Genomic DNA, 19845 nt, shown 5'->3' with positions numbered 1-19845 from the left:
CCCTGCTCCGCCAGCCGGAAGCGCGCTAGATACGCGCCATCGCGGCTAACGGGAAGCAGGATTCCGCATTAGTTGCCGAGGACCGAGGGAAACAGCCCGGTTACCAGGATCACCGCAACCGCGATCGGGCACAGCCAGGCGATCAGGAAGCGCCACAGCCCGAAGGCCCAGGGCGACAGCCCGGTGGTGGTACGCAGCAGCGTCTCGTCGGCTTTCCAGCCGATAAAGATCGAGGTCAGTAGCGCGCCTACGGGCAGCATGACCTTGCCGGTGAAGCCATCTACCGTGTCGAGGATATCGGTTTCCGCGAACAGGCTCCAGAACCCCAGCGGACGGACATCGGACCAGACATTGTAGCCCAGCAGGCAGGCGATCCCGATCAGGAACGACCCCGTGCCGAAGATCAGCGCCGATTTGTGCCGGCTCCAGCCGCGCTCGCCGATGCCGTAGGCGGTCGGCACTTCGAGCAGCGAGATCGAGCTGGTGACCGCCGCGACCAGGATCAGCACGAAGAACAGGAAGCCGATAAGCGCGCCGCCCGGCATGGTCTGGAAAGCGAAGGGCAGCGTCTGGAACACCAGCGTCGGACCCGCCGCCGGATCGAGCCCGACCGCGAAGACGATCGGGAAGATCATCAGGCCTGCGAGCAGGGCGACACAGGTATCCGCCACCGCAATAATCGCGGCCGTCGGGCCCAGGGCGCTGCCTTCCTTGATATAGGAGCCGTAAGTGATCAGCCCGGCCACGCCGAGCGAGAGCGAAAACAGCGCCTGGCCCAGTGCCGAGTTGATCACCTGCGGGGTGAGTTTCGACCAGTCGGGAGTGAACAGGAACGCCACCGCGTCACCGATATCACCCTCGATCGCGCCATAGACCACGAGGCCGAACAGCAGCACGAAGAACACCGGCATGAGATAGGTCGCGGCCTTCTCGATCCCCGAGCTGACCCCGCGCGCGACGATAAAGAGCGTCATCCCCATGAAGAGCAAATGCATGCCGAGCAGCAGGCCCGGGCTGGCGAACATGTCGCCCAGCCGCTGCTGGATCTGCTCGCGGCTTTCGCCCGCCAGCGCGCCGCGGAACGGATCGCCGGCCATGATCGCCTGCCCCAAATCGGCGCCCATCACGCCGGCGTAATAGAGCACCCAGCCAGCGACGACCGAATAGAACGCCACGATGAGGAAAGCCGCCAGCGCCCCGATCGCACCGAAGATCGACCAGCCCGGCGCAGCCTGCGATTGCGTTGCCACGCGGCGGATCGAACCGACCGCGTCGGTCTGTCCCACGCGGCCGATGAAGATTTCCGAAAGCACCAGCGGAAGGCCGAGCAGGAAGACGCAGGCGATATAGACGATGACGAAGGCGCCGCCCCCGCTTTCGCCCGCCAGCGTCGGGAAACGCCAGATATTGCCAAGCCCCACTGCGGCACCGACCGCTGCGAGAATAAACGCCTTGCGCGAGGACCATCCCTCGCCCGTCGAAGTCGTGGTAGCGACCATGTTCAGACTGTTCCTCTCCAACCGCGGCGATCCCTGCTCGCGCGTCACAAGCGCGTCTTAGACACGCAATACCCCGCGATGCCAAGCTTCGCTTTGCCATCTTCCACGCGCTTGCTAGTGGGTGCCGCATGTCGACGACTTTCCAGCTCGATACGAGCACCAGCCGGGCCAACCCCACGCCGCAGCCGATGAAACGGCTGACGGTGCCCAAGATCCGCGCGCACAAGACCGCGGGCGAGACGCGCGAGCCGCTGGTGATGCTGACTGCCTATACTGCGCGGCAGGCGCAATTGCTCGACGCGCATTGCGACATCCTGCTGGTCGGGGACTCGCTGGCGCAGGTGATCTATGGCCTGGCCACGACGATCCCCGTCACGCTCGACATGATGGCCAACCATGCCGCCGCCGTCGTGCGTGGCAGCTATCATTCGGTGGTCGTGGTCGACATGCCCTTCGGCTCCTACGAACAATCGCCCCAGCAGGCGTTCGAGAGCGCGACCTTCCTGCTCAAGCAATCGGGCGCTGCAGCGGTGAAACTCGAAGGCGGCGAGCAGATGGCCGAGACCGTGTCCTTCCTCAACCAGCGCGGCATCCCCGTAATGGGCCATGTCGGGCTGACCCCGCAGGCGGTCAATGTGCTGGGCGGCTATGCCGCGCGCGGACGCAGCGATACCGAAGCGGAGAAGATCGTCGGCGATGCCAAGGCACTGGACGAAGCCGGGGCCTTCGCCATCGTGCTCGAAGGCGTGCTCGAACCGATCGCGATCGAAGCGACGCAGGCGGTGGCCTGCCCGACCATCGGGATCGGCGCCTCGGCGCAATGCGACGGGCAGGTGCTCGTGACCGAGGACATGCTCGGCATGTTCGACCGCGTCCCGCGCTTCGTGAAGAAATATGCCGATATCGCCGGGGTCATCGAACAGACCGTGGTGCAATATGCCGAGGAAGTGCGCGCGCGCAGCTTCCCCACCGAAGACCAGACCTACCAGCCCAAGCGCTGAACGCAGGACCTTTCTACACATGGCAACGCTTTGGCGCTTCTACGGATTTTCGTTCGTTTTCACGCTTTTCTGTCTTGGCCTCGCCGTCTGGTATGGCTGGGTCAGCACCGCTTCGGTTACCGGTACGCTATCGCTGTTGTGGATCGTCGCGGTCCTGTCGGTGCTGGAAATATCGCTCAGCTTCGACAATGCGGTGGTCAACGCCTCGGTCCTCAAGGAAATGGACGAGGTCTGGCAGCGCCGCTTCCTGACCTGGGGCATCGCTTTCGCCGTGTTCGGCATGCGCATCGTCTTCCCGCTGGCGATCGTTGCCATCGCAGCCGGGCTCGGCCCGGTCGAGACGGTCAACCTCTCGCTCAACGATCCGCGCGAATATGAGCGGATTGTATCCTCCGCCCATGTCGGGATTGCCGGCTTCGGCGGCGCCTTCCTCGCGATGGTCGGGCTCAAGTTCTTTTTCGATCTCGACAAGGAGGTCCACTGGATCGCGGTGATCGAGCGCAAGCTTGCCAAGTTCGCCGCGCTCCCGGCAGCCGAGATTGCGCTCCTGTTGCTGGTGCTGTGGGGCATCTCGACCATGCTCGCGCCGGACGAGGCGCTAACGTTCCTGGTGGCCGGCATCCTCGGGCTCGTCACCTTCATCGCAGTCGAGGGCATCAATGCGATCCTCGAACTGAAGGAAGAAGCAGCCAAGCTCCAGGGCGCGGTCGTGCGCAGTGGCCTGGGCGGTTTTCTCTACCTCAACGTGCTCGATGCCAGCTTCAGCTTCGACGGGGTGATCGGCGCTTTCGCGCTATCCAACAACATGATCGTGATCGCACTGGGCCTGTCGATCGGTGCGATGTTCGTCCGGTCGATGACAATCCACCTCGTCCGCAAGGGCACGCTGGCGGCCTACCGCTTCCTCGAACACGGGGCCTTCTGGGCGATCATCGTGCTCGGCGGGATCATGCTCGTGTCGGCCAAGGTGCATATCCCGGAGACCGTAACCGGCCTGATCGGCGCGATCCTGATCGGCCTCAGCCTGTGGTGGTCGGTGCGCTACAACCGGCGTCATCCGCAGGAGGATGCTGCGCCAGCCGATTAGCAATCGGCGCTGCCACGACCAGTTGGAAGAAGTGGTAGAGCAGCAGCGCGATCACGATGAACCCGGCCTCCTCGGGCGGAAACAGGATGGTGGCCAAGGGAGCGCCGACCGCCGCGCTTTTCTGTGCGCCGGCGAAAAGGAAGGCGGTGCGATCGGGCCGTTCGAGACGCAACGCGCTCCCCGCCAGCCATGCGCCCAAATTACCCGCGACAAGGAACGCCGCCACCAGCGCGGCGATCACCAACCAGTCCAGGCCATCGACGCGGGTCCATATGCCCTGCTCGACCGCGCCCGAGAACGCGACATAGATCGCCGCTGCGATAGCTATGCGGTCGATCCAGGCGATCTTGGGTTTGTGCGCCGCGATGAAAGCGCCCGTGAATCCCTGCAGCGCCTGGCCGATCGCGAAGGGCAGGATCAACAGCAGCATGATCTTGCCGATCACATCCATGCCCACAGCACCGCTGCCGCTGCCACCCAGTGCGAGAAAGATTGGCACGGTGACGAAGACGCCGAGGATATTGAGCAGCGCTGCCCCGACCACCGATAGTGCCACATTCCCTCTTGCCAGCGAGGTGTAGGACGTCGCCGATTGCACGGTCGAAGGCAGCGTACCCAGATAGAGGAACCCCAGCGAGACCGATGGGGCAAGCCAGATTTGACCCAGTGCCGCCAGTGCGGCGCCGATCAGCGCCATCGCGCCGAACACCCACAGCACCAGCGGCAGCAGGAAACGCCAATTGGCAATGCCCGCAGCGATATCGCGCCGTGCGATGCGCATGCCGTTGAGCAGGAACAGGATGAAAATCGCCGCATTGGCCACCGCCTGCGCCACGCTTCGCGCGCTACCGGTGGCGGGCACGATGGCGGCAAACAGGATGGCGGCGACCAGCATCCGCACCATGGGATCGGCAAAAACGGTTCGGAGCGTCATGCGCGGCCCTTGCCTCTACCGTACAAGCTTGTCGAGTTTCTCAGCGCGGGCTCGCCGACACGGAACGCAGTTTCGTCTCAAGCTCGCTTCTTGTCGCGCCCTCGCTTTCAGGCAGCGCATCGATCAAGGCGGCAATCGCCAGCGGGTTCATCGGCTGCAGTTCATGCGCCGCGAGTGCGTAATCGAGCGCCCCGTCGTTATCCTTGAGCTTCCCAGCAGCGATGCTGCGCGCAGCGAGAACCCAGGGGACGCGCGCCATTCCGAGAGCCATGGCATGATCGAGCAATTGTGCAGCGCGCTCCCAATCCCCTGCGGCCGCGAAAGCATCGGCGAGAAGCGCCGCGGCCTCTGCATTCATGGGATTGTCGCGCACATAGCTCTCGAGCAGACGGCGGGTCTCTGCGGCGTCCTCCTGCGCCGCTGCGAGCCGCAAAGTCAGCGGCCATGACCGCCGAACCAGCGCCGATCGTGCATAGGCCGCGCGCGCAGCAGCTTTGTCGCCGCGAGCAAATTCGGCATCGCCGAGAATGGCCTGCGCATCGCCCGAACCGGGAAAGCGCTGCGCGAAACTGCGGGCCCTGCCGACGGCGGCCACGGCGTCTTCGCTGGCAATCGCATGGCGAACGTAATCGCGTATCTCCAACCCGCCCATGTCAGGGGAGACGGCAAGCGATGCGCGCGGCGTGAGGCCGGGCAGGACCGCAAGCTCGGACGGACCAAATGCCGCCAGATCGAGGAATTTTGCGGCACGTTCCCGCTCGCCAAGCGCCTCGTAGGCCCGGCCTACCAGCATGCGCAGATAGGTTGACCCCGCGCCACTCGACGCGGGCGCAGCGAAGCGATGCACCAACTCGCGTTCACCGCTGCTGCGGGACAGCGCATAGGCGAGCAAATCCCCGACCCGGCGATTGTCGGGCTGGCGCCTGTGCAGGCGATCGAATGTGAGGGCCGCGCTCGCGTAATTCCCATCGTTGAGCGCGATAAGCCCCGACAGCATAAGAGCAGAGGCGACATTTTCGCTCGCCAGACCGGATCGCGCGAGCAAGTCGCGAGCCGATCGAAAGTCTCCCCCCGCGCAGCGATCACGGCCTGAACGAACATGCCGTGCGGAGTTGAGGCCGCGCGCCCACCTTCGGCACGCAGGACCCGTAGCGCGTCGCGCGCACGGCCGGCATCGCCAAGTGTGGCGGCGTATTCGACCCTCAGTTCGATATTCTGCGGCTGGCGTTCGAGGGCCCTGCCCAGCAATTCGGCCCCCGCTTCAAGCCCCTGCGCATCGCGCGCGAGCTGCCCGCGAAAACGCAGCGCTTCGGCATCATTCGGATCAATCGACAATGCGCGTTCGGCGGCGGCGATGGCTTCGAATTGCTCGCCTCCACGATACCGCAGGCGGCCGATGTCGACCCACAGCCCGGCATTGTCCGGTTCGACCCGATAGGATCGGTCGAAGGCGCCCCCCGCTGCGGGTAGATTGCCTTCCGCCATTTCGAGACGGCCCAGCAATTGGAAGCCAGCCGCGGCGCTGTCCTCCGAAAACTCGCCTGGGCCGAGCCACTCACGCGCAACCCCCAGATCACCCTTCAAGAGCGCGCTTTCGCCGAACAGCGTTGCAAGCTCTTCGCGCGGAGTGCCTGTCGCGAGCGCCTGTTCGAGCTGGACCTGCGCCGCGAGGGCATCACCCCGCTCCAACTGGAGCCGCGCCTCCTCCAACAACGGCCGGTCCGACCCTGCCTGCTCGCATCCCCCCAGCGTCGCAAGGGCAAATGCGAGTGCTACGATCAGTCCGAGATCACGCCTGGAGGTCATATTGCTTGAGCAGATCGTACAAGGTCGGCCGGCTGATCCCGAGAAGCTTGGCGGTGTTCGAGATATTGCCTTCGCTGCGGGCGAGCGCCTGCCGGATCATCCGCCGGTCCGCCTGTTCGCGCGCCGCCTTGAGGTTGAGGGCGATATCGCCGCCATCCGCGGCATCCTGCGTCAGGTCCAAATCTTCGGCAGACACCAGTTTGCCATCGGCCATGATGACCGCGCGTTTGATCCGGTTTTCGAGCTCGCGCACATTGCCCGGCCAGCTCCAGCCATCGATCGCCGCCAGCGCATCGGGCGCAAAGCCCTTCACCTGCGGGTTCATCTCCTTGGCGAAGCGCGTGACGAAATGCTTCGCAAGCAGCACTGCATCGCCCGGGCGTTCGGCCAGGGTCGGCACCTTCACGACGATTTCCGCAAGCCGGTAGAACAGGTCTTCGCGGAACGTCCCCGCACCGATCATCGATTCGAGATCCTGATGCGTCGCGCAGACGATGCGCGTGTCGACCGGGATCTGCTTGCGTCCGCCGATCCGCTCGATCGTTCGCTCCTGCAGGAACCGCAGCAGCTTCACCTGCAAGGGCAGCGGGATGTCGCCGACCTCGTCGAGGAACAGCGTGCCCCCGTCGGCCAGTTCGATCTTGCCTTCAGTCATCTTGACCGCGCCAGTGAATGCGCCGCGTTCATGCCCGAACAATTCGCTCTCGAGCAGGTTTTCGGGGATCGCCGCACAATTGATCGCGACGAAGGCACCGTCGCGGCGGTTGCTCGAATCGTGGACGCCGCGGGCCAGCAATTCCTTGCCCGTCCCGCTTGCCCCGAGCAGCATGACCGACACATTGGTCGGTGCCACCCGTTCTATCGTCCGCGCAACCTTGGCCATTTCCGGAGCCGCGGTGACCATCGAGCCGAGCACCGTCCGGTCTTCGCCGACCTTTTCCGCGAGACGGCGGTTCTCATTCTCGATCTGATGCAGCCGGTATGCGCGCTGGACGATCAGCCCGAGCGTGTCGATATCGAGCGGCTTCTGGTAGAAATCGTAAGCGCCCTGCTCCACCGCGCGCAGCGCACTCGCTCGGGCACCATGGCCCGAAGCGACGATAACCTTCGTGTCGGGCTTCATCGCCATGATCGCTTCGAGCACAGCAAAGCCCTCGCTGGTCCCGTCGGGGTCGGGCGGCAGGCCGAGGTCGAGCGTGACCACTGCCGGCTCCTCCGAACGCAGGGCAGTCAGCGCTTCGGCGCGGGTCCCGGCAATCACGACATCGAAGTCGTCGTAGGCCCATTTGAGCTGGGCCTGCAGGCCCTCGTCATCCTCGACGATGAGCAGTTTGGGTTTGGTTTCCCCCATTACGCGACCTCATTCCCCTCTGCCGACTGGCTTCGTCCAATAATGGTTGTCGCCGATTTAAGCGGCAGGCTGATGGTAAACCGCGTCCCCAACCCCTCGCGCGATTCGACATCCAGTCGTCCCCCCATCGAGCGGATCAATTCACGTGCCTCGAACGCACCGATGCCGAAGCCTCCGGGCTTCGAGGAGACGAACGGCTTGAACAGGCCGTTGCGCAGGAATTGCGGCGACATCCCGCGCCCATTGTCGATCACCGTCGCCTTGCCCGAAACGCCATCGCTATAGACCTCGAGCATGACCGAACTGTTGGCATCGCTCGCATCGATCGCGTTCTGGATGAGATGCACCAGCGCCTGATCGAGCGCGTCGGGATTGCCCTCGACCGCGACCGGCTCGGTGCGGAGCACCGCCACCGGATGGACCTTGCCCAGCCGTTCGACGGCCTGCCGCGCCGTTTCGGCAAGATCGAACTGGCGTGCTTTCTCGGTTCCCGGCGGGCCATAGCGTCCGAGGCGCGCGAGCAGCGTGTTGAGCTTGTCCGCACTGCTGCGTAGCGTCACCAGCATGTCCTTGCGAAACTCGGGCTTGTCGGCATGCTTTTCCGCATTGCGCAGCAGCAGCGACATCTGGCTCGACAGGTTCTTGATGTCGTGCATCACGAAAGCCATGCGGCGATTGAATTCGTCGAAGCGCCCCGCCTCGAGCAGCGCAGCCTGTCCGGCCTGTTCCGCGAGGTAGCTGGCCAGCTGGCGGCCGACGACCGACAGCAGATCGAAATCTTCCCAGTCGAGCCGGCGCTCGATCAGCGGGCGCGACAGAATGACGAGGCCGACCAGGCGGTCAAAGTGGAGCAGCGGTACAGCCGCCCAGGCGCGCGGGTCGTTGCGCATCCAGTCGGGCACCGCAGCCTGCTCTCCGCGATGATCCACCCCGTCGCGCACTTCGTCGAACGCAATGATCAACTCGCTGCTTTCGAGAATGACGCCGAGCGAGGCGGGCGCGGCGCGAGCCGGAATCTCGGCATTCGACCAACGCCAGTTCGCCGCCAGCTCGAACGAGCCGTCTTCGTCGGGCACGAGTAGGATTCCCGAAGGACTGTCGGTGATATCAGCCAGCGCTTTCACCGTACGTTCCTGCAGGCTGATGTTGTCGAAGCCGGTGGTGCCGATCGTATCGGTAAAGCGAATCCACTCGTTGCGATATTCGTAGCGGTGCTTGAAGAGGTGCTTGATCGCCGTGACCCGCAACCAGCCGCGTAGACGATCAGACGGAAGCCAGATCAGCGCCAATGCGCTGGCAGTGATGATCAGGCCGACCTGCGTCATCCGCGCGAGATCGCCCGTGAGCATGTCGAGCCAGCGGGCGAGCCCCAGCATCAGGCCAAGATAGCCACCGATCACCAGCAAGGAGAGAAAGCGGAAGGTCACCGCTCGCGACGGACGGAATTCGAGATCGGGCGACCGGCTGTTGAAGCCCAGCGCGAACGGCACCGCCACCAAGGCCGCAGCCACCCCGCGTAGCGCGGCGAGTTCACCCGGCAAGGCGCCGGTGATGTAGCCGATCGTAAAGTAATTGAGATCGAAGGCCCACATCCCGGCCAGCGCAGCTGCGTTCCAGCGCAGGATCTGCCGCGACGATGCCGCGGCGCCGGCATAGAGATTATGCAGCAGCACCAGCGCGCCCACCGAAACCATCACGCGGAACAGCGCTGCGGTTTCGAAAGTCAGCGCGGTCAGTTCGGGCGTCACCGCATAGCGCCGCGCGATCAGCAGCAGGACGAATTGCAGTACCTCGACAAAGCCCAGGGCGAAGACCGCCGGACGGACCAGTCGCAGCGTCTCATCGCGCCCGTCATTGGCGAACAGGCGAAAGAGCATGAACAGCCACGCGAGATTGCGGGCGATCTCGGTTAGTTCGACGATCGGCCGGCCCGGCTCGAAACTGGCCGCGGCGAAGCACCAGTTCGCAGTCAGCGCCAGCGCGACGACTGCGGGCGTACGGTCGGCGCGCAGCGAATCGCCTTTGCGCCCGATCCAGATCGCCGCCAGCGCGCAGATGACCGCGCCAATCGAATAGGCGATATAGGAAAAGCTTGCGATCCAGCCCATCAGCGCGCTCCTTCAGGCCAGATGATCACCCGCGCGGTCTGCAGCAGGATAATGATGTCGAGGAAGGGCGTGTAGTTCTTGGCATAATACAGGTCGTATTCGAGCTTCTGGCGCGAATCCTCGACGCTGGCGCCATAGGGATAATTGATCTGCGCCCACCCGGTGATGCCGGGTTTGACCATGTGGCGCTCGGCATAGAAAGGCAGTTCCTTCTCGAGATCGACCACGAAAGCGGGTACTTCGGGCCGCGGGCCGACGAAACTCATCTCTCCCTTCAGCACGCTCCACACCTGCGGCAATTCGTCGATGCGCACCATGCGGATCAGGCGGCCCACCCGGGTGATGCGCGGGTCGTCCTTATCCGCCCATCTCGCCCCATCCGCTTCGGCATCGGTGCGCATCGAGCGCAGTTTGACCAGCGTGAACTCCTGGCCATAGAGCCCGACCCGGGTCTGGCGAAAGAAGGCGGGCCCCTTGCTTTCCAGCTTCACCAATATGGCGAAGATCGCGACCAGCGGCAGACCGACGATCAGGATCACCAGACTGACGAGAATGTCGAACAGGCGTTTGCCAATGCTCGACAATCGCCGCCCGGATGAAAACCCATCGGAAAAGATCAGCCAGCTGGGATTGAGAGTATCCAGGTCGACACGGCCCAATTCGCGCTCGAGGAAGCTCGAGAAATCGCTGACCATGACGCCCTTGGTCTTGACTCTCAGCAGGTCCTTGAGCGGCAGCGAATTGCGCCGTTCCTGCAGCGCCAGGACCACTTCGGTCGCCCCTACCCGCTCGACGAACCGACCGAGGTCCGAAATCGATTCGCGCGGGACCGCGGTACCGATGGTCGGTTCCGATTCCCCCATTGCGACAAAGGCGCCGACCGCAAAGCCGCTGTCGGGGCGGCGCGAAAGCCGTTCAAGCCGCTCCGCCCGCGGGCCCGCGCCGAGCACGAGGATGGTCCGGCGGAATGCTTCCACGCCCAGCATTCTGCTGCCGAGAATCCGGTTGGCTATGAGGAAGGCAATCGCAATGCCCATCGCGTAGAGCAGGACCGAGCGCCACAGCGCCGATCCGGGCAAGAAGAAGTTCATCAGTGAGATCGCCAACACGCCGAGGCTGACTGCGACGAGCAGCCGCGCGGTAGCGAAGCGCATCGATCGCAATGCCTCGGGGCCATAGGTCCCGACCGCGATCATCGCCAGCCAGATCACCCCGGCAAAGCCGCCGATTTCGAGCACACGATCCGAGAACTGGCCAGCACTGATCCCGATCTGCGCAACGCGCAGCCGCCACGCCGCCTCGCCCGCGAGCGAAAGCAGCATGAGATCGATCAGGGAAAGCAGCACGACATTGTAGGAGATGTAGTGCTTGAACAGGCGGATCATTCAGTCCGGCTCGCGAATTGCTGGTGTCGGAAACCTTGACTAGCAGACAGGGATGAACCGTCGGTAAATTTTACACTTGCACGAAAAAGGGCGAGGAACCCTCAAGCTCCCCGCCCTTCCGCTATCGTTACTATCATTTAGTTTGTGACGGCTTCTTCCACCGCCTCGCCCGTATTCTGAGCGGCTTCGCCCACCTGGTTGGCGGCCTGGCCGACTTCATTGGCAGCGCCCGCAATGGCATTGTCCTTGGTCACTTCGGCACTGCTCATCTGGTTGATGAAGAGGAAGCCGACGATGGCGACGCCGAGCACCAGCAGGATCAGCACCCAATTGGTACCGCCCCGGCGGCCTTCACCGTCCGAGACGACCGTATGCGTCGTATGGGTGTTGCCTGCGGCATCGGTGGTTTCGGTAATCCGTTCTTCTGTCATAATTGTGTGCCCCTGCGACTCTAATGAGCTGAAAACGCGGCAAATCCGTCAGCGGTTCCCCGCAAATGGGCGAATGACGCTCAATCGGACGCAAATTCGAACGGCGTAACGCCGCGGCGCGCCGTGTCGAAGGCAAGCTTGCGGCCCGCCGGGGGCAGGGATCGCTGGCTACACCCGACGCGGTGACACCGGGCACACCCGGGACCGATCGGCTGGGCATCGTCGGGCCGCAGTGAAATGCCCCGTGCCTGCGCAAGATCGGCGGCAAGAACCGCTTCGATACCCACCGCCACGACGAATTGCGCTTCTCCGGGTGCGCCGCTGCCCTCGACCGTGCGCGCCATGGTCAGCCATCCGCCGTCGCGATCGCCCGAATTGTCGAGCGCAACGAACTGCACCTGCAAATCGCCTGCGCGATCGAAGGCGCGATGGGCGTGCCACAGCGGGCAACTGGCATCGGATTCGACGAACAGCGCGGTGCTGGCCCCGGTAAAGGTCTTGGAGAACTGCCCTGCGCGGTCGAGCCGGACCATGAAGAACGGCAGGCCGCGCTGGCCGACGCGCTGCAGCGTGGTGAGCCGGTGCGCGAGTTGCTCGAAACTGACCCCGAACCGGCGTTCGAGCACGGGAAGGTCGTAACCGGTGGCCTCGCAGGCGCGCAGGAAGCGGCCGTAAGGCATGAGGAGCGCCGCGGCGACATAGCTGTTGAGATGCCGGGCGAACAACGCCCGCGCCACCTCGTCATCGAAGCGTGCGCCCTTCGCGACCGCGTCGATTGCCCCGGCGAACTCAAGCTGCGCGAGCTGAAGCGCGAGTTGGAAGTTGCGCGAGGGAATGCTGAGCATCTCGGAAAGCTGGACCTGCCGTGCATGGAGGTCGAGCCGGCGCAGGCTGTCGGGCAGCACATCGCGGGGCAGGATCCGCACCGACAGCTGGTGCCGCTCGCGCAACCGTTCGGTCAGAGCGAGGCCGATATCGCCGCGCGAAAGGCGCATGTCGTCTGCCAGTTCTTCCGCGGCCATGTCGAGATCGGCAAAATGGTTGCGCCATCGCTCGATTTCGCGCCGCGAGGCGGAGAGCGGGTCATCGGCGCTACCACCCGCCGTGCCCGCCCGGTCGTATAGCCGGGCGAAGGCCGCAGCGGCTTGCGGGGTCAGCGCGAGGAATTCCTGCAGCTCCTCGCGGTCGATCCCCAGATCGGCAAAGCGTTCGTCGGCAAACCGCCTCGCCAATCCGTCGATCCCGCCGATCGCCTCGTCTTCGCGCAGCGATCGCGGATCGAAGTCGAACTGCTCGACCAGCTGCATCATCACCCGCGCGCTGACGGGTCGCTGGTTGCGCTCGATCAAATTGAGGTAGCTCGGGGAAATGTCGAGCCGTGCGGCAGTGGCAGCCTGTGTCAGCCCCTCCCGCTTGCGCAAGCGGCGGAGAGCCGGTCCGGCGAAGAGCGCCTCTTCGGTCATTTGTAACTTTCTTTACATCTTTACAGCCGTGATAGCCTCAAGGCGCCGCTCTAGACAAGTTTCTTTGTAAATTATCCTATCATCCCGCACCCGGGTCCGACAGAACAGGGTCAACGATTACGCCCCCAATACGACAAGGAGTGTCCCCCGTGACCTATTCGGACCGGATCAGTGAACTGAACGAAACCATCGCCGCCAACGGTGCGCCCTGGGGTGCCATCGATGCCGAAAGTGCCGCGCGCATGGTCGTCCAGAACCGCTTCCGCACGGGGCTCGACATTGCCCGCTACACCGCAAAGATCATGCGCGAGGACATGGAAGCCTATGACCGCGACCCGGCGAACTACACCCAGTCGCTGGGTACTTGGCACGGCTTTATCGCACAGCAGAAGATGATCTCGATCAAGAAGCATTTCGGCAATACCAAGCGCCGTTACCTCTACCTGTCGGGTTGGATGGTCGCCGCGCTGCGCAGCGAATTCGGTCCGCTGCCCGACCAGTCGATGCACGAAAAGACCAGCGTCCCCAATCTTATCGAGGAACTCTACACCTTCCTCAACCAGGCGGATGCCCGCGAACTGGGCGGCCTGTTCCGCGAACTCGATGCGGCGAAGGAAGCCAATGACGCGGTCAATACGCAGCGCTTGATCAAGGAAATCGACGAGCACGAAACGCATGTCGTCCCGATCATCGCCGATATCGATGCCGGTTTCGGCAATGCCGAAGCGACCTACCTGCTCGCCAAGAAGATGATCGAAGCCGGCGCCTGCGCGCTGCAGATCGAAAACCAGGTATCGGACGAAAAGCAGTGCGGCCACCAGGACGGCAAGGTCACCGTGCCGCATGAGGAATTCCACCAGAAGATCCGCGCGATCCGTTATGCCTTCCTCGAACTCGGCGTTCCCGAAGGCATCATCGTGGCGCGCACCGACAGCCTCGGCGCCGGCCTGACCAAGTCGATCGCCTATTCGAAGGAACCCGGCGACCTGGGCGACCAGTACAACAGCTTCCTCGATTGCGACGAAGTGGATGCCGCCGACATCAAGAACGGCCAGGTCTTCATCAGCCGCGACGGCAAGCTGCTGGCGCCCAAGCGCCTGCCCAGCAACCTGTACCAGTTCCGTCCCGGAACCGGTGAAGACCGCTGCGTGCTCGACTGCATCACCGCGCTGGAAGCAGGCGCCGACCTGCTGTGGATCGAAACCGAGAAGCCGCATGTCGAGCAGATTGCCGGCATGGTCGACCGGGTTCGCGAAGTGATCCCCAATGCCAAGCTGGTCTATAACAACTCGCCCAGCTTCAACTGGACGCTCAACTTCCGCCAGCAGGTCTATGACGCCTGGGCCGAAGCCGGCAAGGACGTGTCGGCCTTCGATCGCGACAGGCTGATGAGCATCGATTACGACGGCACCGAACTCGCCGCCGAAGCAGACGAGAAGATCCGCACCTTCCAGGCCGATGCCGCGAAGCGTGCCGGTATCTTCCATCACCTGATCACGCTGCCGACCTATCACACGGCCGCGCTGAGTACCGACAATCTCGCCAGGGAATATTTCGGCGAACAGGCGATGCTCGGTTACGTCAAGAACGTGCAGCGCGAGGAAATCCGTCAGGGTATCGCTTGCGTGAAGCACCAGAACATGGCTGGCTCGGACATGGGCGACGACCACAAGGATTACTTTGCCGGCGAAGCGGCCCTGAAGGCCGGCGGCAAGGACAATACCATGAACCAGTTCGCTGCCGCCTAAGGAGAGGAAGGATGACGACCATGACAGACGACACTCCGAAGACCGAACCGGGCCGCGCCCGGGCGCTGTTCTCAACCGCCGATTTCCGCCTGCTGCGCACCGCGCTGACGCATTATGCGCGGACCACCGAGGATCGTGAGGAGCTGGCGAAGATCAACGCGCTGCACCACCGCCTCGGCACCTACGTCCCCGCGGACGGCTGACCTTACACCAAGTTCTCCTGGGGAGGAGAATAGGCCGTCGGAGTGTCCCCAACGCTCCGGCGGCCACATTTTTGCCTGCTGTCCTAGCTGCCGGTGCGCGGCATCAGGTCGATCGCACTGCTGGCCAGCGCCTCGGCCCCGGTCGCGATGACCTTTTCCGCATCGGGAGCCCAGAAGGGCGAATGAAGCGAAGGCAGCGACGTGCCATCGTTCTTCAGCGCGTCGAGCATCGGCTGCGGGGTGCCGCTGATCCAGAAGATCATCGACTTGATATCTTCGGGCGCGGCGCGGCGGAACTGGCTGAAGTCCTCGCCCCCCATCACCGCGGGCCATTCCATCACCCGGTTCTCGCCGAAGCGCTGCTTGAACGCGGCTGCGATGTTTTCGCTGAAGTCGGGATCGTTGAAGGTGGACGGCGTATAGGGATCCTCGACCGTCACAGTCGGCATCAAATCGTCAGGCAAGCCCGCTGTAATCGCCTCGCCGCGCGCCACGCGCCGGATCCCGTCGAGCAGCAGCTGGCGGCTTTCGTCCGAATAGCTGCGCACGGTGAGTTGCAGCTTGGCTTCATCGCTGATGATGTTGTGCTTGGCGCCCGCATGGAAGCTGCCCACCGTGATCACCGCCGGATCGAGCGGCGAGGAATTGCGGCTGACCACGGTCTGCAGCTTCATCACGATCGCGCTGGCCAGCACGATGGGATCACGCGTGGTGTGCGGATAGGCGCCATGCCCGCCGACACCCTTCACCGTGATGTCGACGCTGTCGACATTGGCCAGGGCATAGCCCGGCGTATAGCCGATGGTGCCTGCCGGCGCGGGCGCTGCGGCATCGTGGAACGCCAGCGCATAATCGGGCTTGGGGAAGCGGGTATAGAGCCCGTCCTCGATCATCGCGAGCGCGCCCAGGCCGATTTCTTCGGCCGGCTGCAGGATCATGACCAGCGTGCCCTGCCACTTGTCCTTGTGGTCGACCAGCAGCTGCGCCGCACCGATGAAGCCCGCCATATGCGTGTCGTGCCCGCAGGCATGCATGACCCCGGGGGTGACCCCGCTGGCGGGGGTGGCGGTTACAGTAGATGCGAAAGGCAGGCCCGTCTGTTCGACCACCGGTAGCCCGTCCATGTCGGCGCGCAGCAGGACGGTCGGCCCTTCGCCATTGGCCATCACCGAAACTACCCCGGTCCGGCCGACCCCTTCGGTTACTTCGAAGCCGAGATCGCGCATCCGCTTGGCCAGCTTGGCCGCGGTTTCTTGCTCTTCGAAACTCAGTTCGGGGTTCGCATGGAGATCGCGGTAAAGCTCCATCAGGCCGGGCATGTCCTCGGTCAGATCGCTGCGTAGATCATTGGCCTGCGCGGGTGCGGCCAGCACCATTGCGAGCGCGGCAAGGCTTGTTGGAACGGTTTTGGACATGGGTTCTGGTCTCCCTACACGATGGACCACATGGAACAGGGTCCATGGGCAAACTTGGCCGCCGCTGTAGCGCGGTGGTTTTCCGGAACGCCTGTCTTGCAGACCCGCCTGCCGTAGGAAAGCCTACAGCCCGTAGGTTACCACCAGCGCGAGCGAGAGCATGGTGACCATGATCAGCACCAGCGGGACCCCGGTCCGGACGTAATCTTTGAACTCGTACGAACCCTCCGCCATGATCAGCATATTGGTCTGATAGGCGATGGGGGTCGCGTAACACAGGTTGCAGCCGAACAGCACGGCGAGCACCAGCGGTTCGGGCGGCAGGTCCAGCTTACTGGCGATCGCGAAAGCAATCGGCGTGCCGACGGTGGCTGCGGTCGCATTGGACGCGAAATTGGTGAGGAAGGTCATCGCCAGCATGATCGCCGCCAGCGCGGCAGCGGGCGAGAGATAGTCCAGCCCCACTGCCATGACCGTCCCGATCCAGTCGGCCGCGCCGCTGTCGAGGATGATCCGGCCAAGCGCGATGCTGGCCGCGACCAATACGATGACGCTGCCCGAGAGCCCGCGCCCGACACGGTCGAACTTCACGCAGCCGGTCACGAACATCAGGATGGCGCCCGCGAGCGAAGCAATCGCGATCGGGATCAGCCCGACCGAAGCGAGCGCGATCGAACCACCCATGATCACCGCGGACAGCGTGGCCTTCGACCGGCGCGGCAGTTCGCGCATGCCTTCGAGCTGGAGCAGGCTGTCGGCGCGGGCGAAATGCTGCATGTCGTCGGGCAGGCCCATCACCAGCAGCACATCGCCCTCGGCGAAGCGCAGATCGCCGCCTTCGGAAAACTGTTCCTTCTCGCCCACCAGTCGTTCGGGGCGATGCGTCCCGATCACCGCGACGCCATAGAGATCGGCAATGCCCGAACTGGGCAGCGTCCGCCCGATCAGGCGCGAATCCGCCGTCACGATCATCTCGCCGACCGCGATATCGGTGCCGGTCTCGCCCGAGCGGCGGCGGATTCGGTCAATCACCCAGCTCGGCGCCGCATCGCCGCGCAAGGTCGCCATGGCTTCCTCGATCGCTTCATGCGTGCCGGTCATGCGCAGGCGGTGCTGCGGGCGCAGCAGGCCGACGGGCACTTCGTGGAACTCGATCCCCGATGGCAGGCGCGATCCCAGATCCGACAATTCGCGTCCGTTGAGGATCGAGTTCTCGGTAACGCGCAGCCGCGTCTCGAACAGCCGCTGGGCGTGGACCGCCTCGATGCGGTTGTCGCCGAGCAGGCGCGGCATCACGATCCATACGAAGGGCAGCGCGACCAGCGATGCGACCAGCACGATCGGCGTGAAGTGGAACACGCCCATTTCGGGCATGCCCAGATCCACCGCGATCGAAACCACGAGGATATTGGTCGAGGTGCCGATGGTCGTCGCCATGCCCCCCATCAGCGAGGCGGCGTTGAGCGGGATCAGCGTTTTCGAGGCAGCCATCGCGCCGCGCATGGCGAGATGCACGAAGATCGGCATCAGCAGCACCAGCACCGGCGTGTTGTTGACCCCCATCGACAGCAGGAAGGTGATGACCAGCGAAAACAGCAGCCCGAGCTGGAGGTTGATCTTGAACAATCGCTCGAGGAATCGCGCCGCCGGGTCGAGCGCGCCGGTAACCACCAGCCCCCGCCCCATGATCATCAGCGCGCAGATGGTGATCAGCGCGTAATGACCGAAACCGGAGAAGGCGAGGCTCAGGCCATCGGTCGGCTGGGTGTCCGGCAGCGGGAAGAAATAGAGCCCGACCGCGATTACGGCGATCGTCATCAGCGAGATGATCTCCACCGACATGCGCCCGCGCGCGAAGGCAATGAACATCGCGATGGTAATGCCCATCGCGGCGATTGCATGGTAGGAAGGAACCCCGATCATCCGACCGCCGAAATCCCAGTTTATCCTGCGATACGCAAGGATTTAGTTTGGTAACCCCGGCCGAAGTGCCTGAATTCTATCTCAGCAGCGCTTTGCTGATGTCCAACCTACCGTAGCACCCCACGGAAACCGCCCCATCCCGCATGGCGATGTCCAACCATTGCGTTTGCGATTTGATGGATTGCCCCGCCCGGATTGAAATGTCGGCTTTCCTGCAGATCCCAATGTTGGTCTTTGACTGAAATCAGGGTGGAAAGCGGACCCAGACTGGTAAACAACCATCGTCATTGACAGAACCTTGTTACCAAGTTCATGAAAGTGAACATGAATTTGGTCGTTTCTTCCGCCATTCTCTCTGCCATGCTCGTTTCAATTCCCGAGCCTTCGTCGGTTTCGGCCGAAGAGCTGGGAGAGTTGATACTCGAAGAGCGCTCTTCCCAACCAATCGCGAGCCAAGCCCTTCGGCCTCCCCACATTCTCCGCCGCAATCCCGTCCTCCTCCTCAACGAACAGGCGATACGCCAAGGGCTGCCATGCCTGCGCACGCAATGGCGCATCAGGCTGACACCGACCGGGGAGGCTAGCGATACGAAAGTCTGGTGGGTTGACAGGGCAAGAGGGATTCGTAGCCAACGCCAGATTGCTCCGGTAGATTCTTCGGGAGCTTGTCCTGACGAGGGCTATGTCGGTATATCCGATCACCAGTCCGAGGAAATTGATCGAGCCGGCTGGGGGCTCGCTCGCTATCGTGCCTTTTTGAAAGGTGACGAGGAGATTGACTATCGTTGCGTGGCCGAGGACCCGCCGTTTCTTGAAGTCTGCTCTGAGGTTGAGGGGTTACGCGAATGGCTTAGCCAGAAAACGCCAACCTATGTCGGGATCAGCGCTCAACGCGTTTGGATCAAAATCGACAGTACGAGCGATGCCGAGATCACCTTCGCCTCTCCCCACCGATTGACCATCAAATTCCATTATCCCGTGCCCTTCTAGCTGCACGCCTCAAGCTGCCTTAACATACACGTCCGCAATCGGGTCGTTTGCCGACGGTCAGATTTTGGCGAGAAGCATCCGGTAGCTGCCGGTCTGCTTTCGCGCATCGGGCCGGTCAGGCGAAATGACCGAATTTGGGGTGGAGAGCTGACGAAAGTCAGTCGGACTCTTCAACGCGAATGCAGGCTCTAAAACCTCCGCCCTCTGTATCCTGGCGATGCCAGACTTCGACGACATTGTAGTATTTGAAATAGCCTGGCGGCGTGTCGATTGAGAGATATTCTCCGATGCGGGGTAAAGATTCGAACTCCGCCGTAAATAGCGGTTTCAAAGCACCTTCGTGATCAAAGGCTTCTACGAGTGGCATAGCAGCACGTTACGCAGGCGCGAGAATGTCCGCAATCGGGTCGTTAGCTGCCCGTCTGTTTTGGCGAGAAGTATCCGGTAGCTGCCGGTCGGCTTTCGGGCATCGGGCCGGTCAGGGGGATCGACCGATACGGG

Annotated in this window: 16 protein-coding genes and 1 pseudogene; 5 read left to right on the top strand and 12 right to left on the bottom strand. The window is 63.4% G+C overall.

Annotated elements, in window-relative coordinates:
- Positions 1–68 precede the first annotated feature (68 nt).
- On the bottom strand, positions 69–1499 hold the full coding sequence (locus tag VWN43_RS05420) for a sodium-dependent transporter (RefSeq protein WP_320180358.1): 1431 nt from the start codon (positions 1497–1499) through the stop codon (positions 69–71).
- A gap of 128 nt (positions 1500–1627) precedes the next feature.
- Between VWN43_RS05420 and panB the strand changes: the two genes are divergently transcribed.
- Together panB and VWN43_RS05410 are read left to right on the top strand one after the other, a co-directional pair.
- Positions 1628–2500 carry a 3-methyl-2-oxobutanoate hydroxymethyltransferase gene (panB, locus tag VWN43_RS05415; RefSeq protein WP_320180359.1) on the top strand — a complete coding sequence of 291 codons (873 nt, stop codon included), beginning with the start codon at positions 1628–1630 and terminating at the stop codon, positions 2498–2500.
- 19 nt (positions 2501–2519) lie between these two features.
- Positions 2520–3587 carry a DUF475 domain-containing protein gene (locus VWN43_RS05410; RefSeq protein WP_320180360.1) on the top strand — a complete coding sequence of 356 codons (1068 nt, stop codon included), beginning with the start codon at positions 2520–2522 and terminating at the stop codon, positions 3585–3587.
- Here VWN43_RS05410 and VWN43_RS05405 read toward each other — a convergent pair.
- From VWN43_RS05405 to VWN43_RS05370, 8 genes and pseudogenes are all read right to left on the bottom strand, one after another.
- The gene (locus VWN43_RS05405) at positions 3520–4521 is read right to left on the bottom strand and encodes a bile acid:sodium symporter family protein (protein ID WP_320180361.1); all 1002 of its coding nucleotides are present in this window, start codon (positions 4519–4521) and stop codon (positions 3520–3522) included. The two genes, VWN43_RS05410 and VWN43_RS05405, sit on opposite strands and share 68 nt — an antisense overlap.
- A gap of 40 nt (positions 4522–4561) precedes the next feature.
- Entirely contained in the window at positions 4562–5314 is a 753-nt protein-coding gene (locus VWN43_RS05400) for a hypothetical protein (RefSeq protein WP_330768316.1), read from the bottom strand.
- Positions 5315–5488: 174 nt separating this feature from the next.
- A pseudogene (locus tag VWN43_RS16330) lies at positions 5489–5566 on the bottom strand (hypothetical protein); the annotation flags it as partial.
- A 744-nt stretch (positions 5567–6310) separates the two neighbouring features.
- Positions 6311–7678, bottom strand: a complete 1368-nt coding sequence (gene prsR / locus VWN43_RS05390; RefSeq protein WP_320180363.1) for a PEP-CTERM-box response regulator transcription factor — start codon at positions 7676–7678, stop codon at positions 6311–6313.
- Complete coding sequence (gene prsK, locus VWN43_RS05385) at positions 7678–9786, bottom strand: XrtA/PEP-CTERM system histidine kinase PrsK (RefSeq protein WP_320180364.1); 2109 nt, start codon at positions 9784–9786, stop codon at positions 7678–7680. Before prsK ends, prsR begins: the two co-directional genes overlap by 1 nt.
- Complete coding sequence (locus VWN43_RS05380) at positions 9786–11171, bottom strand: TIGR03013 family XrtA/PEP-CTERM system glycosyltransferase (RefSeq protein WP_330768311.1); 1386 nt, start codon at positions 11169–11171, stop codon at positions 9786–9788. Before VWN43_RS05380 ends, prsK begins: the two co-directional genes overlap by 1 nt.
- A 137-nt stretch (positions 11172–11308) precedes the next feature.
- Complete coding sequence (locus VWN43_RS05375) at positions 11309–11602, bottom strand: hypothetical protein (protein WP_320180365.1); 294 nt, start codon at positions 11600–11602, stop codon at positions 11309–11311.
- A gap of 80 nt (positions 11603–11682) precedes the next feature.
- Positions 11683–13065, bottom strand: coding sequence for a helix-turn-helix domain-containing protein (locus VWN43_RS05370; RefSeq protein WP_320180366.1), 1383 nt, complete (start codon positions 13063–13065; stop codon positions 11683–11685).
- Between the two features lie 149 nt (positions 13066–13214).
- Here VWN43_RS05370 and VWN43_RS05365 point away from each other — a divergent pair, with 149 nt between their 5' ends.
- Positions 13215–14813 carry an isocitrate lyase gene (locus VWN43_RS05365; RefSeq protein WP_320180367.1) on the top strand — a complete coding sequence of 533 codons (1599 nt, stop codon included), beginning with the start codon at positions 13215–13217 and terminating at the stop codon, positions 14811–14813.
- A gap of 20 nt (positions 14814–14833) precedes the next feature.
- The gene (locus tag VWN43_RS05360; protein ID WP_320182119.1) at positions 14834–15016 is read left to right on the top strand and encodes a hypothetical protein; all 183 of its coding nucleotides are present in this window, start codon (positions 14834–14836) and stop codon (positions 15014–15016) included.
- An 83-nt stretch (positions 15017–15099) separates the two neighbouring features.
- Here the strand turns inward: VWN43_RS05360 and VWN43_RS05355 are convergent, their stop codons facing one another.
- On the bottom strand, positions 15100–16431 hold the full coding sequence (locus VWN43_RS05355) for an amidohydrolase (protein ID WP_320180368.1): 1332 nt from the start codon (positions 16429–16431) through the stop codon (positions 15100–15102).
- A gap of 123 nt (positions 16432–16554) precedes the next feature.
- Positions 16555–18354, bottom strand: coding sequence for an SLC13 family permease (locus tag VWN43_RS05350; protein ID WP_253516269.1), 1800 nt, complete (start codon positions 18352–18354; stop codon positions 16555–16557).
- 312 nt (positions 18355–18666) lie between these two features.
- On the opposite strand from VWN43_RS05350, the gene VWN43_RS05345 reads away from it, so the two are divergent.
- Complete coding sequence (locus tag VWN43_RS05345) at positions 18667–19344, top strand: hypothetical protein (protein WP_253516273.1); 678 nt, start codon at positions 18667–18669, stop codon at positions 19342–19344.
- A 157-nt stretch (positions 19345–19501) separates the two neighbouring features.
- Here the strand turns inward: VWN43_RS05345 and VWN43_RS05340 are convergent, their stop codons facing one another.
- Positions 19502–19711, bottom strand: a complete 210-nt coding sequence (locus tag VWN43_RS05340) for a hypothetical protein (protein WP_320180369.1) — start codon at positions 19709–19711, stop codon at positions 19502–19504.
- Between the last annotated feature and the right edge of the window lie 134 nt (positions 19712–19845).

Origin of the sequence: Qipengyuania sp. HL-TH1 (assembly GCF_036365825.1) — a bacterium.
Taxonomy (GTDB): domain Bacteria; phylum Pseudomonadota; class Alphaproteobacteria; order Sphingomonadales; family Sphingomonadaceae; genus Qipengyuania; species Qipengyuania profunda.
Note: the sequence above shows the minus strand (reverse complement) of the source record. Positions and strands in the feature narration are given on the sequence as shown.